At 65.7% G+C, this 13,685-nt stretch carries 17 protein-coding genes; 8 read left to right on the forward strand and 9 right to left on the reverse strand.

Going from position 1 to position 13,685, the window contains the following annotated elements; genetic code table 11:
* Positions 1-76 precede the first annotated feature (76 nt).
* The 4 genes from msrB to FNA67_RS01640 all read right to left on the reverse strand — a co-directional run bounded on the left by msrB (position 77) and on the right by FNA67_RS01640 (position 2,715).
* On the reverse strand, positions 77-577 hold the full coding sequence (gene msrB / locus FNA67_RS01625) for a peptide-methionine (R)-S-oxide reductase MsrB (protein WP_049707423.1): 501 nt from the start codon (positions 575-577) through the stop codon (positions 77-79).
* Positions 578-746: 169 nt separating this feature from the next.
* Positions 747-1,307: a fasciclin domain-containing protein gene (locus FNA67_RS01630; protein ID WP_049707424.1), complete on the reverse strand. Its 561-nt coding sequence runs from the start codon at positions 1,305-1,307 to the stop codon at positions 747-749.
* A gap of 149 nt (positions 1,308-1,456) precedes the next feature.
* Complete coding sequence (locus tag FNA67_RS01635) at positions 1,457-2,173, reverse strand: anti-sigma factor (protein ID WP_049707425.1); 717 nt, start codon at positions 2,171-2,173, stop codon at positions 1,457-1,459.
* Complete coding sequence (locus FNA67_RS01640) at positions 2,170-2,715, reverse strand: sigma-70 family RNA polymerase sigma factor (protein ID WP_049707426.1); 546 nt, start codon at positions 2,713-2,715, stop codon at positions 2,170-2,172. Before FNA67_RS01640 ends, FNA67_RS01635 begins: the two co-directional genes overlap by 4 nt.
* Positions 2,716-2,842: 127 nt before the next feature.
* On the opposite strand from FNA67_RS01640, the gene argB reads away from it, so the two are divergent.
* Positions 2,843-3,757, forward strand: a complete 915-nt coding sequence (argB, locus tag FNA67_RS01645; protein WP_244616435.1) for an acetylglutamate kinase — start codon at positions 2,843-2,845, stop codon at positions 3,755-3,757.
* Between the two features lie 19 nt (positions 3,758-3,776).
* Here the strand turns inward: argB and FNA67_RS01650 are convergent, their stop codons facing one another.
* On the reverse strand, positions 3,777-4,256 hold the full coding sequence (locus FNA67_RS01650) for a MarR family transcriptional regulator (RefSeq protein ID WP_170267170.1): 480 nt from the start codon (positions 4,254-4,256) through the stop codon (positions 3,777-3,779).
* Positions 4,257-4,310: 54 nt separating this feature from the next.
* On the opposite strand from FNA67_RS01650, the gene FNA67_RS01655 reads away from it, so the two are divergent.
* Positions 4,311-5,540: an FAD-dependent monooxygenase gene (locus FNA67_RS01655; protein WP_170267171.1), complete on the forward strand. Its 1,230-nt coding sequence runs from the start codon at positions 4,311-4,313 to the stop codon at positions 5,538-5,540.
* Between the two features lie 11 nt (positions 5,541-5,551).
* The gene (locus FNA67_RS21780; protein ID WP_170267172.1) at positions 5,552-5,710 is read left to right on the forward strand and encodes a hypothetical protein; all 159 of its coding nucleotides are present in this window, start codon (positions 5,552-5,554) and stop codon (positions 5,708-5,710) included.
* A gap of 37 nt (positions 5,711-5,747) precedes the next feature.
* On the opposite strand, the gene FNA67_RS01660 is transcribed toward FNA67_RS21780, so the two are convergent.
* The 3 genes from FNA67_RS01660 to FNA67_RS01670 form a co-directional block, all read right to left on the reverse strand.
* The gene (locus tag FNA67_RS01660) at positions 5,748-7,250 is read right to left on the reverse strand and encodes a DHA2 family efflux MFS transporter permease subunit (protein ID WP_170267173.1); all 1,503 of its coding nucleotides are present in this window, start codon (positions 7,248-7,250) and stop codon (positions 5,748-5,750) included.
* 121 nt (positions 7,251-7,371) lie between these two features.
* Positions 7,372-8,322, reverse strand: a complete 951-nt coding sequence (locus FNA67_RS01665) for a hypothetical protein (RefSeq protein WP_147654836.1) — start codon at positions 8,320-8,322, stop codon at positions 7,372-7,374.
* Positions 8,323-8,402: 80 nt separating this feature from the next.
* Positions 8,403-9,017, reverse strand: a complete 615-nt coding sequence (locus tag FNA67_RS01670) for a TetR/AcrR family transcriptional regulator (protein WP_147654837.1) — start codon at positions 9,015-9,017, stop codon at positions 8,403-8,405.
* 171 nt (positions 9,018-9,188) lie between these two features.
* Between FNA67_RS01670 and FNA67_RS21785 the strand changes: the two genes are divergently transcribed.
* Positions 9,189-9,332 (forward strand): hypothetical protein, encoded by a 144-nt coding sequence (locus tag FNA67_RS21785; protein ID WP_170267174.1) that lies wholly within the window; start codon positions 9,189-9,191, stop codon positions 9,330-9,332.
* Positions 9,333-9,367: 35 nt separating this feature from the next.
* Positions 9,368-10,072 (forward strand): pyrimidine 5'-nucleotidase, encoded by a 705-nt coding sequence (locus FNA67_RS01675; protein ID WP_049707431.1) that lies wholly within the window; start codon positions 9,368-9,370, stop codon positions 10,070-10,072.
* On the opposite strand, the gene FNA67_RS01680 is transcribed toward FNA67_RS01675, so the two are convergent.
* Positions 10,056-10,928 carry an LOG family protein gene (locus FNA67_RS01680; protein WP_049707432.1) on the reverse strand — a complete coding sequence of 291 codons (873 nt, stop codon included), beginning with the start codon at positions 10,926-10,928 and terminating at the stop codon, positions 10,056-10,058. The genes FNA67_RS01675 and FNA67_RS01680 overlap by 17 nt on opposite strands.
* Before the next feature lie 134 nt (positions 10,929-11,062).
* On the opposite strand from FNA67_RS01680, the gene FNA67_RS01685 reads away from it, so the two are divergent.
* From FNA67_RS01685 to FNA67_RS01695, 3 genes are all read left to right on the forward strand, one after another.
* The gene (locus FNA67_RS01685; RefSeq protein ID WP_147654838.1) at positions 11,063-12,004 is read left to right on the forward strand and encodes an SMP-30/gluconolactonase/LRE family protein; all 942 of its coding nucleotides are present in this window, start codon (positions 11,063-11,065) and stop codon (positions 12,002-12,004) included.
* 123 nt (positions 12,005-12,127) lie between these two features.
* The gene (gene dapD, locus FNA67_RS01690; protein ID WP_147654839.1) at positions 12,128-12,973 is read left to right on the forward strand and encodes a 2,3,4,5-tetrahydropyridine-2,6-dicarboxylate N-succinyltransferase; all 846 of its coding nucleotides are present in this window, start codon (positions 12,128-12,130) and stop codon (positions 12,971-12,973) included.
* 153 nt (positions 12,974-13,126) lie between these two features.
* Positions 13,127-13,603: a DUF805 domain-containing protein gene (locus FNA67_RS01695; RefSeq protein ID WP_049707435.1), complete on the forward strand. Its 477-nt coding sequence runs from the start codon at positions 13,127-13,129 to the stop codon at positions 13,601-13,603.
* Positions 13,604-13,685: the final 82 nt, after the last annotated feature.

Consider the following 13,685-nt stretch of genomic DNA (forward strand, 5'->3'; position numbering starts at 1 on the left):
GCACGCAACCCGGCGCAGAAAGACGCCCCCTGTGCGAGACAGGGGGCGGGCTCGAGGAGAGTCCTCAGTCTGGAGGTCAAGCCTTGGGCGTGAAGGTGAGCGCCAGCCCGTTCATGCAGTAGCGCAGGCCGGTGGGCGGAGGGCCGTCGTTGAAGACGTGTCCCAGATGCCCGCCGCAGCGACGGCAGTGCACTTCCGTGCGCACCATGCCCAGTGAGGTGTCGGTGGTCTCGCCCACCGCGTTTTCGAGCGGCTGGTAGAAGCTGGGCCAGCCCGTGCCGCTTTCGAATTTGGTTGCCGAATCGAAGAGCGGCAGCGCGCATCCCGCGCAGCTGAATATGCCGGCGCGGTGTTCGTAGAGCAGGGGCGAGGAGCCGGGGGCTTCCGTCGCTTCCTCGCGCAATACGGCATATTGCTTGTCGTTGAGCCGCTTGTGCCACTCGGCGTCGCTCAGCGTCACCTCGAACGTGCCTTCGGCCGCCTTCAGGCTCTGGCCGGGGCGGAACAGCGCCGCGCCGGCACCGAGCGCCAGCACCGCACTTCCGCCTAGCAATACCGCACGCCTGGAATAGGACATCTCTTTTGCTTTCCTCAACTTGGAGCGCTTCGTCCCGGTGACGGGAGGCGTGGAGGGCCGGGGCGAAGCGCCGCTCGACATGCAGTCTAGGTCCGGGAACAGATTGGCCGCATGTCACAACTAAGTGAGGCTCCGCAGCGGGGGCGGGGCGGAGCCTCTCCCGAGCCCGTTACATCTTGGGCAGCAGGACCTTGTCGATGACGTGGATCACGCCATTTGACTGCACGACGTCGGCGATGGTGACATTGGCGACGTTGCCGTTCTCGTCGGTCACGGTGACCTTGCCGCCTTCGGACTTGAGGGCCAGCTTGCAGCCGCCCACGGTGTCGACCATGTGGGTGCCGCCGTCATCCATCGCCATCTTGGTGATGTCCGCTGCCATCGCCTTGGCGGCGATCACGTGGCAGGTGAGGATCTTGGCGAGTTGGTCCTTATTCTCGGGCTTGAGCAGGTTCTCGACCGTGCCGGCCGGCAGCGCGTCGAACGCCTCGTTGGTGGGCGCAAGCACGGTGAAGGGCCCCTCGCCCTTGAGCGTGTCGACGAGCCCGGCCGCCTTGACGGCCGCCACCAGGGTGGTGTGGTCCTTCGAGTTCATGGCGTTGTCGATGATGTCCATGTTGTCCATCATCGCGGCGCCGCCCACCATCGGGTTCTCGGCGAAAGCAGCCCCGGTGAGGGCCGAGGTGCCGAGCATGGCGGAGAGGGCAAGAGCGAAAAGAGCGCGTTTCATCTGCTGAAATTCCTTCCTTGTTTTGTCCCCTTCGTTATCGGGACTGCCACAAGCAACGGGGCCTCGTTTTGGAAAGTTTCAGCGTTTCGAAAAAACAGCGCGGCCTGGCTCTGCGAACCGGAAGCCCCGCGATTCCAATGGCTTGAGCGTCAGATGACGGTGGCTTCGCCCTTGGCGACTACCGGGCCGGTGGGGTCGCCCGTGGGCGAGCCGCCCTTGGGTTCGAGCGTCACTGCCAGCGTGATGCCGGGGGTGAAGTGGGACTTCATGTCGTCGGGCATCGGCATTTCCGTGCGGGCCATCGGCACCACGCCCATCGACACCGGCTTGCCGTCCTCGCCGATCATCCAGAGCTCGAAATCCTTGTCCGGCACCGCCGCTCCGCTGAGCGCGGTCAGCTTGAACATGCCGCTGGTTTCGTCATAGAGCGCCACGAACGAAACCCCGCTCCCCTGGTCCTGCAGGGCGGCCACCAGCTGGGTGGCGAGTTCGGACGGCGAGAGTTGCGGCGGGCGCATGAAATTGACCCCCACCGCCACGACGGCGATGGCTGCCGCCGCCCCGGCGAGGCTGCGCCAGAAGGCGAGGCTTTCCCAAAGCCCGTGCCGCCGCGGAGCCGGTTCCCCGAAGATGCGCTTTTCGATGGCCGGGAGCGCGCCGGCCGGTGCCGCCGTCTCGACGAACTCGGTATCCAGGCTCGCCAGCCGCGATTGCCAGAGCGCCAGCTCCTTGCGCAGCGCGGGCTCGTTGGCGAGGCGGGTCGTCATCCGGGCGTGCTCGTCGGCATCGAGCAGTCCCAGAACATATTCGGCCACGAGGACGGAGTCCCCGCTCAGGCCGTCATCATGTTCTTCAGGGTTGCTCATCGCGTCAGGCACTCTTTCAGTTTGATAAGGCTGCGACGCAGCCATGTCCGCATTGTGTTCAGTGGCACGCCGTGCCGTTTGGCCAGTTCCTCGTAGGAATAGCCGTCCAGATAGGCGCCGCGCACCGCGTCCGCCCGGTCGGTTTCCAGCTCGGCAAGGCACGCATCGATTTGCGCGCGCTCGCCTGCCGCCAGCGCCGCCGCCTCCGGATCGGGGGCGTCGTCGGCCAGCTCGAAAGCCGTTTCGATATCGTCAGATGCAGGTTTTCTGGCGCGCAGGATATCGAGCGAGTGATTGCGCGCCACCGCAACCAGCCAGCTGATCGGGCTGTAGCCGCCAACCGCATAGCGGTCGGCGCGTTGCCAGATCTTCACATACACTTCCTGGAGCGCTTCTTCGGCTTCTGATCGGTCTCTCAAGATACGCAGCGTCACGCCGAATAGTTTCGCGCTCGTCGCCCGGTAGAGAGCCTGGAAAGCCGCCCGGTCGCGCAAGGCTGTCCGCGCGATGAGGTCGGCAATGTCGCTGCTCTGGCTCTGCATGGCGCGAATCTTAGCCGGGCTTTGCCTGGCTGCCTATCCGCCCCGGCAAGAAATCGTAAAGTTACAACGCACTGTTGCACCAAAACTGATTTCCCGGCGGTCGGAATCCGCTATAGCTTGACCCAACATGTCCGAGACCAAACGCTCAATGCCCGATATCGAATCCTTCTCCCGCGACGCGGCCGTCCTCTCGCAGGCCCTGCCTTACATGCAGCGCTACGAGGGCAAGACGGTCGTGGTCAAGTATGGTGGCCACGCCATGGGCGATGCCAAGCTTGGCCAGGCTTTTGCCCGCGACATCGCCTTGCTCAAGCAGTCCAAGGTCAATCCGATCGTCGTCCATGGCGGCGGCCCGCAGATCGCCTCCATGCTCAAGAACCTGGGTATCGAGAGCAAGTTCGAGGGCGGCCTGCGCGTCACCGACCAGCGCACCATGGAAGTGGTCGAGATGGTCCTGGCCGGCTCGATCAACAAGGAAATCGTGGCCCTGATCAATGCCGAGGGCGAGTGGGCGATCGGCCTGTGCGGCAAGGACGGCAACATGGTCTTCGCCAAGAAGGCGCACAAGACCATGATCGATCCCACGTCCAATATCGAGCGGGTGCTCGATCTCGGCTTCGTGGGCGAGCCGGTGGAAGTGGACCGCACGCTCCTCGATCTTCTGGCCCGCTCCGAGATGATCCCGGTGATCGCCCCCGTGGCCCCGGGCCGCGACGGCGCCACCTACAACATCAATGCCGACACCTTCGCCGGCGCCATTGCCGGCTCGCTCGGTGCCAAGCGCCTCTTGTTCCTCACCGACGTTCCCGGCGTTCTCGACAAGAACGGCGTGCTCCTGCCCGAGCTCAAGGTCTCCGAGGCCAAGGCCCTCATCCGCGACGGCACCATTTCGGGCGGCATGATCCCAAAGGTCGAAACGTGCCTGGAAGCCCTCGAGAGCGGGGTGGAAGGCGTGGTGATTCTCAACGGCAAGACCCCGCACGTGGTGCTGGTCGAGCTCTTTACCGAACACGGCGCCGGCACCCTGATCGTGCGCGGCTAGTCGCCGGGGGTCTTGCCCCCTAGCGTTCGCCCTTGCCATGGCGCGCCAGCAACTGGCGCGTCATCTCTTCCTGCAGGGCCAGCGACTCGGTGAGCACCGCGCTCACGATCCGCAATTCGGCCTCCGAATATTTCGCCAGCAGCGCCGCCCCCGCCTCTCCGAGCGGCAGGTACGCCTCCTCCGTGACGCGCCGCGCCTCCTCGCCTGCCTCCACCAGCACCTTGCGCCTGTCATTGGGGTCGGCCAGCCTTCGCACGAAACCGCGTTTCTCCAGCCGATCGATCAGTGCCGTCACCGCCGCCGGCGTCAGCCGCGTGTGGCGGGCGATGGCGCTCGCGGCCTTGGGGCCATCCCACAGAAAGCTCAGGCACAGCCGCTCGGCCGGGTTGAGACCGAAGATCTCCCCCACCGCCTCGTCATGCCTTTGCGTCGCATCCTGCCAGCGGACCACCACTTCGCCGAGCGCCTCGATCAGGGCGGACTTCGCGTCCCTTGACATATATAATTCCACAATCTAATTATTCGATCATCTAATCATTAGATGGTTGCACGAATGTCCGACATTCAATCAAACTCCGCAAGCCTGAAAACCAACCGTCCCCGCATCGCCATCGCCGGAGGCGGCATTGGCGGATTGGCCCTGGCGGTTGCGCTCGCGCGCCGCAGCTACGCCCCGGTTGTCTACGAGAGGAAGCCCCTCGATCAGATCCGCAGCGAAGGCGCCTTCCTCACGCTCGCTCCCAACGGCATCAATGCCCTGCGCGCCCTTGGCCTCGCCGAGGCTGTCATCGCCGCCGGGCTCGAAACGCGCGGGCTGGCGCTCTTCAACGAGCATGGCCGTCGCCTCGCCGTCGTCGACTATGCCGCCCACCGCCGGCAATACGGCGCTCCTTCGGTCACCGTGCGCCGCGGTGCGCTGGGCGCTATCCTGCTCGACGCGGCGATCGCCGCCGGCATCGAGCTGCGCTCCGCCACCGGCATCGAGGATGTCGAGCTGGAACGCGACGCCGTGAGCGTCCACGCGTCGGGCACCGCCCGCTACGATGCTCTCATCGCCTGCGACGGCCTGCGCTCGCGCGTGCGCCGCCGCTTGTTTCCCGAACTCCCCGAGCCGCGCTATTCCGGCCTCATCGGCACCGGTGGCGTCGTCGAGGTCGATGGCATAGCCCCTACCGATGGCCTGATGAACATGACCTTCGGCCGGCGCGGCTTCTTCGGCTACATCGCCGAGCCCGGCCAGCCGGTCATGTGGTTCAACAGCTATCCGGCGCCCATCGATGCCATTGGCCAGCCTGCCGACCCCCAGGCCTATGCCCGCTACATCGAAACCCTGCATCTGGGCGATCCGCTCGACAATGCCAGGATCATGGCGGCCGTTCCCGCCATCGAGCGGCACTATCCCATCTTCGATATGCCCGATCTGGCGCGCTGGTCGCGCGGCCGGGTGCTGCTGATGGGGGATGCCGCCCACGCCGTCGCCCCGCATTCGGGGCAGGGAGCCTCCATGGCCGTCGAGGATGCGGTCGTGCTCGCCGCGCTCTTCGATGACGCCGATGGCGTCCAGCAGGCCTTCGCCCGCTTCTTCGCCTTGCGGCACGACCGCGCCCAGGCCGCCATCAGGGTGGGGCGCGCCGCGGGCCAGCAGAAGGGCGCGCAGGGCTGGCTGCAGTTGCGCCTGCGCGACCTGGTGCTGCCGCTGGTCATGCCCCTGGCCGCCAGGGCGCAGGCCCGGCTCTTTGCCTTTCGCGCCGATCAGGCCCCGCTAGCTCAACCCGTTCAATGAAGGAGAACACCATGCACGATCCCAAGCCGCTCAGCCGTGATGAGGAGTGGCGCTACGCCGAAAAGGCGCTGACCTGGTACGGATGGGGCTCCCCGGTCGGGCTCGGCTTCGCGCTCGTGGCGCTGGGCGTGGCCGCCGTGCTCGTCCGCTTTGCCGTCCTCGGCATCTAGCAAGCGAAAGGGGCGCCGATGGCGCCCCTCTGCATGTTCAGGCTTCGACCACGATGGGCTGCGGCGGGGCGGTGTCGCGCTGGGGCGCGCCGGGCCGGGCTATCCTGAGGAAGGGCGCCAGCAGCAGGACCAGGCCGAACGAGGCGATCTGGTAGTACATGGCGTTGGCCGCCGCGCCGGAGAAGGCCGGGTGCGGCTGGGCGCCCGTGGCGAAGGCGCCGTCGAGGCTGGAGAAGAAGATCTGGCCGACCAGGGCCACGCCGAGGGCGCCGCCCACCTGCTGAAAGGCCTGGAGCGCGCCCGAGGCGGAGCCGGCATCGCGATGCGGCACGCCGGAAAGCACGGCCTGGAAGATCGAGGAAAAGCCCAGGCCCAGGCCCATGCCGGCGATGAAGAGCGGCAGGGTGAAGGCCCAGCGGTTCACCTCGTCGCCAAGCCCGGCGATGATGAAGTGCAGCCAGGTCATGCCGAGAACCAGCATGGTGGCGGCCACGATCATGCGCGGCTTGAGATAGCGCGAGCCCAGGCGTCCGGCGACAAAGGAAATGGCGAGCACGCCGACCGAGAACGGCATGTTAGTGAGTCCCGATTCGAGCGGGGTGAGGCCAAAGCCGCCCTGGAGCAGCAGGGAAAGCACCATGAACATGCCCGGGATGCCGGAGGCGTAGACGGTCATGAGCAGCACGCCGAGCATGTAGTTGCGGCTGGTGAGCAGCTCGAAATTGAGGAGCTGCGGCTTGCCCAGGCGCGACAGGCGCCGCTGCCAGAGCACGAAGAGCGCCAGCCCGACCACCGACGCGGCCATCATGGCGAAGATCCAGAGCGGCCAGCCGAAATTGCGCCCCTCGATGATCGGGAACACCAGCAGCAGGATGGAGACGCCGAAGATGGCGATGCCGACATAGTCGTTGCGCAGGGTGGAATTGCCCGGAAGGTTGCGGATGAGGAACCAGCCGACGGCCACGGCGATGATGCCGAAGGGCACGTTGACGAGGAAGATCGGGCGCCAGTCGAGGCCGGCGATGTTGGCATCGATGAGCAGCCCGCCCAGGATCGGGCCGCAGACCGAGGCAAGGCCGGCGCTCAGGCCGAAAAGCGAAAAGGCCAGGCCACGCTCCTGGGGCGGGAACGTGACCTGGGCGATGGCGAGAACCTGCGGTGTCATGATGGCCGCGCCCACGCCCTGGAAGGCGCGCGCGGCGATCAGCGTCTCGATATTGGGCGCCAGCCCGCAGAGCGCCGAGGCCACGGTAAAAGCGGTGACGCCGAGCAGGAACATGCGCTTGCGCCCGACAATGTCGCCAAGTCGCCCGAAGGGCAGCAGGCCCAGCGCGAAGGCCAGCACATAGGCGGCGATCACCCATTCGATATGGGTGGAATCGGCGCCCAGGTTCTGCTGCAGGCTCGGCAGGGCGACGTTGACGATGGTCACGTCCATCAGATTCATGAAATTGGCCAGCAGCAGCAGGGCCAGGGCGATCCAGCGGCGCGGATCGGCTGAGGCCTTGTCGAGGGGTGGGCCGAAATTGGGTTGTGACATGACGGTCATTCCGTAAGCGAAAGATTGAAAGCGTTTTGTGGCGGCGCCGCGGCCTTGGGACCGTGGCGCCGGAAAATCATCGTCCGGAATGCGCCGTCCTCGGACGGCCTGGCGTTCCGGGTCAGGGCTTGAGCCAGGGCGTCTGCGCGCTCCAGAACACCGCATCGGCGCCCAGGTAGTCGGTCGCGAACGCGATGAACTCGTCTTTGGTAAAGGGCTTGCCGGTCTTCTCGTTCCGGTAGCTCAGGGTCGGCTCCTGCACCGCCATTCCGACGAAGTCGAGCTTGCCCTTGTACTGGTTGAAGAACGGGTAGGAATTCTTCATCTGCCCCTTGCGATAGGGGATGATGTCCGGGCCGCCCAGGCCGACGCCATTGGCGCTGGCAAACGCGAAGAGGCGGCTCATGTACGCGTGGTCGTTCTCCCATTCGCACGGCCAGAAATTGACGTATTGCACGACATGGGACTTGGCGAACGCCGCGCGCGCCGCCGTCAGGTTTTCGAGTTCGGCGGCGAAATAGGCGTCGCACGAGAACCCGGTCCGGTCGGCCTTCATGTCCACGTCGATGGCCGTCTCGGGCAGGTTGATGCCGAAGACCCTGCCGTCGAACCGCTCCCCGAGCGCCTTGAGCAGCGCCTGGTAGCGTCCCCGCACATGCTCGTTCCACTGCATGGCGGCCCAGCCATAGCCCTCGGCCTTGCCCTCGCCGGGATTGTCGACCTGCGGAACCAGGCCCCCGCCATATTGCGGCTCTTCGAGCACGTAGTCGGGCAGGTTCCGTGCCTTGGGCGAAAAGAACCGGTCCTGGATCTGGATGAAGAGCTTCTTGCCCAGCGAATCGGTAAGCGCCAGGTCGCGCTCGATGGCGGAAAAGTCGTATTCGCCTTCCCGCGGCTCGAGCCCGCGCCAGTTGTAGACCACCTGCGCGCCCGCGATATCCGAGCGCCCGGCGATGGCCTTCAGCCCCGCGAGCTCGCCCGAACTCGTATAGAGATAATTGGCCGGTGCAGCCACGGCGCCGCCTGCGCCAAGCGTCAGCGCCAACAGGGCGAGGATTGCTGAATTCTTCATGGACCGCCGGTCTCCGTTGTCTCGATCCGGCGTCCCCCCGGCGCGCAGCTTGGCCAAAATGTGTCGCATCCACATGGGTTTCATCCCTGCGCCATTGCCGGGTTGACGACGCCGCGCACGATCTCGGCCGCCATTTCGTCGAAGGCCGCGAGATCCTGGGGCGAGCGTCCCCAGAAGTCGCCCAGGGCGCCGGTCACGATCCGCGCCTGCGCGATCGGGTTGAGGTTGGGCCGGAACGCCCCCTCGCTCACGCCGGCCGCGAAGATCACTTCGAACTGGCTGTTCCAGTAGGTGTGGAGCGGGGTGATGACGTCGTCCACTTGCTTGCTGCGCCGTGCCCGGTCGAGCATCTCGACGAACACCACCACCAGGTCCGGGGTCTCCTGGATGGTCTCGCGGAAATCCTCCAGTTCCATCTCGAGCTGGCGCATGGCCGGCAGGTGCCGACGCGGGCGCCTGCTGCCCTGGGCGGCGAACTGGTCGCGGATGGTTTCTGCCACCAGCCCGATCAGCGCCTCCTTGGTCGGCACGTGGTAGTGGAGCGTGGCGATGTTGATGCCCACGCGCTCGGCGATGTCGCGCGTGCGCAGGCCCTCGAAACCCTTCTCGATGATGAGCTGGCGCGCCGCCATGGCAATGGCCTGGCGCCGCTCCTCGCTGCTTTCCCGGCGCGCTGCCGGCTGATCCTGGGACACTGGCTGTGTGCTCCGCTACCGTTCGCGGAAGCGTCTACACCCGATCTGGTGTCTCAATCAAGTGATTGATTGAAGATTCTCGCCGGCCCGCCGTTAACCAATGCTTAACGATGCCGTTGCCGGTCGGCGCCGCCGGGCGTAACCGGAGACCGCTGGTGGAAGGAGGCTCCCATGGAACGCCGCAAGCGCCACATCCCGATTGCCCTGCGCCTCGCCGTCGCGCTCATGATGCTCCTGGCGGGCGCCGCCGCGCTGCCGGCCCTGCACGGCGCCGATGCCGCCGGTCCCGCTCGCGCCATCGTGCATTCGCCCTGATGAATCCCTTTAGGATTTGCGCTATATGCTAGGGGATGACCGAACAATCCTCGCCTGCCGTCCGCTCCCTGTCCCACGTCTCCGACTGGGTTTTTGACCTCGACAACACGCTCTACCCGCGCGAATGCGATCTCTGGTCGCAGATCGATGTGCGCATCACCTCCTATGTGATGGAAGTGACCAGCCTCGGCTTCGAGGCGGCCCGCGAGTTGCAGAAGGGCTATTACCGGGACTACGGCACCACGCTCAATGGCCTCATGCAGCGCCACGAGGTCGATCCCGAGCACTTCCTCAAGACCGTCCACACCATCGACTATTCGCCGGTCCTGGCTCATCCCGAGCTGGTCGCGGCCATCGCCGACCTGCCGGGCCGTAAGTTCATTCTCACCAATGCCGATACCGGCCACGCGCGCTCGGTGCTGGCCCGGCTGGGTGGCGAGGATCTCTTCGACGGCATCTTCGATATCTGCGCCATGACCTATACGCCCAAACCGAACCAGTCGGCCTATGACGCCTTCTTTGCCGCCCACGGCATCGATCCGACCCGCGCCGCCATGTTCGACGATCTCCACAAGAACCTGCTCGTTCCCCATGCCACCGGCATGGCGACGGTCCAGGTCGTGGCTTCGGAAGGCTATGCCGACGAGCGCGTCGCCGAGTGGGAGCTCTCCCACGAGGGCGGCCCCCACGTGCACCACATCACCTCCAACCTGGCCGGCTTCCTCAGGAACCTGCCCTGAACCCGGGCACGGTGATCTCGGGCAGCCGGTAGTGGGCGCGGATGACGTCCCAGCCTTCCTTGGCCGTATCCACGAACGAGAGGAGCTTGACGTCGTCGGGCCCCACCGTGCCCGCTTCCACCAGCGCATCGAAATTAAGCACCTTGCTCCAGAAAGCGGTGCCGAAGAGCAGTAGCGGAATGCGCTCCATGCGCCCGGTCTGGATGAGGGTGAGTGCTTCGAACAGTTCGTCCATCGTGCCGAAACCGCCCGGAAAGATGGCCACCGCCCGCGCCCGCAGCAGGAAGTGCACCTTGCGCGTCGCGAAATAGTGGAAAAGGAAGCTCAGCTCCGGCGTCACATAGGCATTGGGCGCCTGTTCGTGCGGCAGCACCACGTTGAGCCCGATCGAGGGCGCCCCGACATCGGCCGCGCCCCGGTTGCCTGCCTCCATCACGCCCGGCCCGCCACCGGTCACCACCACGAATTCGCGATAGCTCAGCGTCTGCGAGGTGAGCGAGGCATATTGGGCGAAGCGCCGCGCCTCGTCATAGTAGACTGAGGCCGCCTCCAGGTTCTGCTTCTGGAGCGGGTTCTTGGCGGCCCAGGCCGGTTTGCCCGGCGCCGGAATGCGCGCGCCCCCGAACAGCACCACCGTCGACTTGATGTTGCGTTCCTTGAGCCGCATCTCGGTCTTCATGTATTCGAGCTGGAACCGCACCCCGCGCAGTTCCTCCGAGGTCATGAAGGCTTCGTCGGTAAAGGCCAGCCGATAGGCGGCCGAGGTCGATTGCGCCGTCTTGGGAACGCGCCGGCTCGCGTTGATATCCTCCGCCGAGCTGCGTAACGGGTTGTGGCGGCGGCGCTTGGTCGGCATCGAACTCTCCGAATCTCGAAGCGCCAGCGTCGCATCGCCCGGTTAAGGATCAATGGCAAACATAGGCAATCCCGAGGATCGGCTCGGGCATTGTGGGCGCGGCTCGGCGCTCACAATTCGAGGAGGAATTGCAAATGAAGCCTATTGCCACTGCCAGTTTCGTCGCCGCCTGCCTCTCGTTCTCCCCCGCCTTCGCCCAGCAGACCCCGGCCCAGCCGGCCGCTCCCGCCGCCACCGAGCCCTTCAAGGCCGGCCAGCCCCTGCCGGTCCGCCCCAATGTCAGGACCTTCGGCTCGTTCTGCGGCGCCGAGAGCGTTTCGGTCGATACCGAACGCGATCTCTACGTCGTGGTCAGTCCCTGCACCTCCAACAGCCTGCGGCCCAATGACGGCTACGTGTCCCTGGTCAACCCGGATGGCACCGTCAACACGCTCAAATGGATCCAGGGCAACGACAAGATGGGCGTCACCCTCAACGATCCGCGCGGTTCCGACATCAACCACGGCATGCTTTACCTTGCCGATATCGATACCGTGCGCATGTTCGACATCAAGACCGGCGAGCCCAGGGGCGAGGTCAAGGTCGAGGGCGCCGTCTTCCTCAACGACCTGGAAGTCACCGATGACGGCACCGTCTACGTCACCGATTCCGGCAGCAACGACAAACCCGACGCCAGCGCCATCTACAAGATCACGCCCGATGGCGCCGTCTCCGACTTCGCCCGCGGCGGCCCGCTCCAGCGCCCCAACGGCATTGCCTTCGATCCGGATGGCAATATCGTCACGGTGCTGCTGGCCAACACCAACATCCTCACCTATGCGCCCGACGGCGAGCTGGTCAAAACCGAGGATGGCCTCGAAGCTCTCGCCGATGGCTTGGTGATCCTTGCCGACGGCACCAAGATCACCACCTCGCTGCGCGCCAACCATCTCGCCAGGATCCCGCCGGGCGGCAAGGCCGAGCTGCTGGTCGACAACGTCTTCACCCCGGCCTCAATCGGCTACGACGCCAAGCGCAACCGCGTCATCGTGCCGGAAAACCAGCAGAACGCCATTACCATGGTCGACCTGCAATAGGCGCGGGTCCGCCGGTCGGGGAGGGCGACCACCCCGACCCCGGCGCGCAACGCCGCATTGACTTGCCGACCTCCGGCGCTAATGTCCGCGGCCAAACGCAGCCCGTGACCGATTGAGAGTTCAATGTCCTACGCCGATCTCGCCGCAACCATCGAAACCGCCTTCGACGCCCGCGACACCATCAATTTCGACACCAAGGGCCCGGTGCGCGAAGCCGTGGTCGAAGCGCTGGCGCTGCTCGACAGCGGCAAGGCGCGCGTCGCCGAAAAGCAGGCCGATGGCAACTGGCAGGTCAACCAGTGGCTCAAGAAGGCCGTGCTCCTCTCGTTCCGCCTCAACGACATGGCGGTGATCGAGGGCGGCCCGGGCGGCTCGGTCTGGTGGGACAAGGTGCCTTCCAAGTTCAACGGCTGGAGCGAAAATCGCTTCCGCGAAGCCGGCTTCCGCGCCGTGCCGGGCGCCATCGTGCGCCAGTCGGCCTATATCGCCAAGAACGTCGTGCTCATGCCGTCCTTCGTGAACCTGGGTGCCTATGTCGATGAATCGACCATGGTCGACACCTGGGTGACGGTGGGCTCCTGCGCCCAGATCGGCAAGAACGTGCACATCTCGGGCGGCGTCGGCATCGGCGGCGTGCTCGAGCCGCTCCAGGCCGGCCCGGTTATCATCGAGGACAACTGCTTCATCGGCGCCCGTTCCGAAGTCGTCGAGGGCGTGGTCGTTGGCGAAGGCTCGGTCATCTCGATGGGCGTCTTCATCGGCGCCTCGACCAAGATCGTCGACCGCGCGACGGGGGAAGTCCACATCGGCAAGGTCCCGCCCTATTCGGTGGTCGTCTCCGGCAGCCTCCCCGGCAAGCCGCTCCCCGACGGCACGCCCGGCCCCAACCTCTACTGCGCCGTCATCGTCAAGCGCGTCGACGCCCAGACCCGCTCCAAGACGGGCATCAACGAGCTGCTGCGCGACTAGGCGCGGCGCCGCGGCCCCCTCCGAACGGACGGGGCCGCCTCTTGTTCAGCGACATATTGGTCGGTTCGCCATCCGCCGCTGGCGGCGCTTGTGGCGTTCCACTAACACTTGCCTTGCGATGCGAGGGGCATCGCTTCTTTTATCGAGGGCTTTATGGATAATCTCGTTCCGCTCTATACGACCTTCAACGGGCGTATATCGCGCAAGACCTATTGGCTGGGCGTGGTCGGCATCATTGTTGCCGCCATCGTTCTCGGCATCATCCTGGGCGTGGTCGGCCTGGGTCTGGCCAATCCGGGCACCGCTGCCTGGGGCAGCCTCATCCTCTTCGTGCTGCTGGCCGTTCCGAGCCTGGCGCTTGGCGTCAAGCGCCGGCACGACCGCAACGGTTCGGGCAACGACGTCTATGTCTATTTCGCCCTCAGCTTCATCCTGGTGGTCGTCCAGGCGCTGGGCTTCGGCTTCACCATGACCGAGGTCGAAGGGGTCAGCGTGCCCATGCCCACCATGACCATGACGATCTTCAACGCGGTCCTGGGCATCTTCGCGCTCTACCTCCTGGTCGTCCTTGGCTTCCTCAAGGGCACCGAGGGTGAAAACCAGTACGGTCCCGATCCGCTTTCGGCCTGAGCCCGGACTCTGGCGGCGCAAGCCGCATTGCACTAACAATGGCCCGGACGGCGCGACAGCCGCCGCCGGGCCGGCGGCGCCT

It is taken from the genome of Youhaiella tibetensis (assembly GCF_008000755.1).
Classification (GTDB): Bacteria; Pseudomonadota; Alphaproteobacteria; order Rhizobiales; family Devosiaceae; genus Paradevosia; species Paradevosia tibetensis.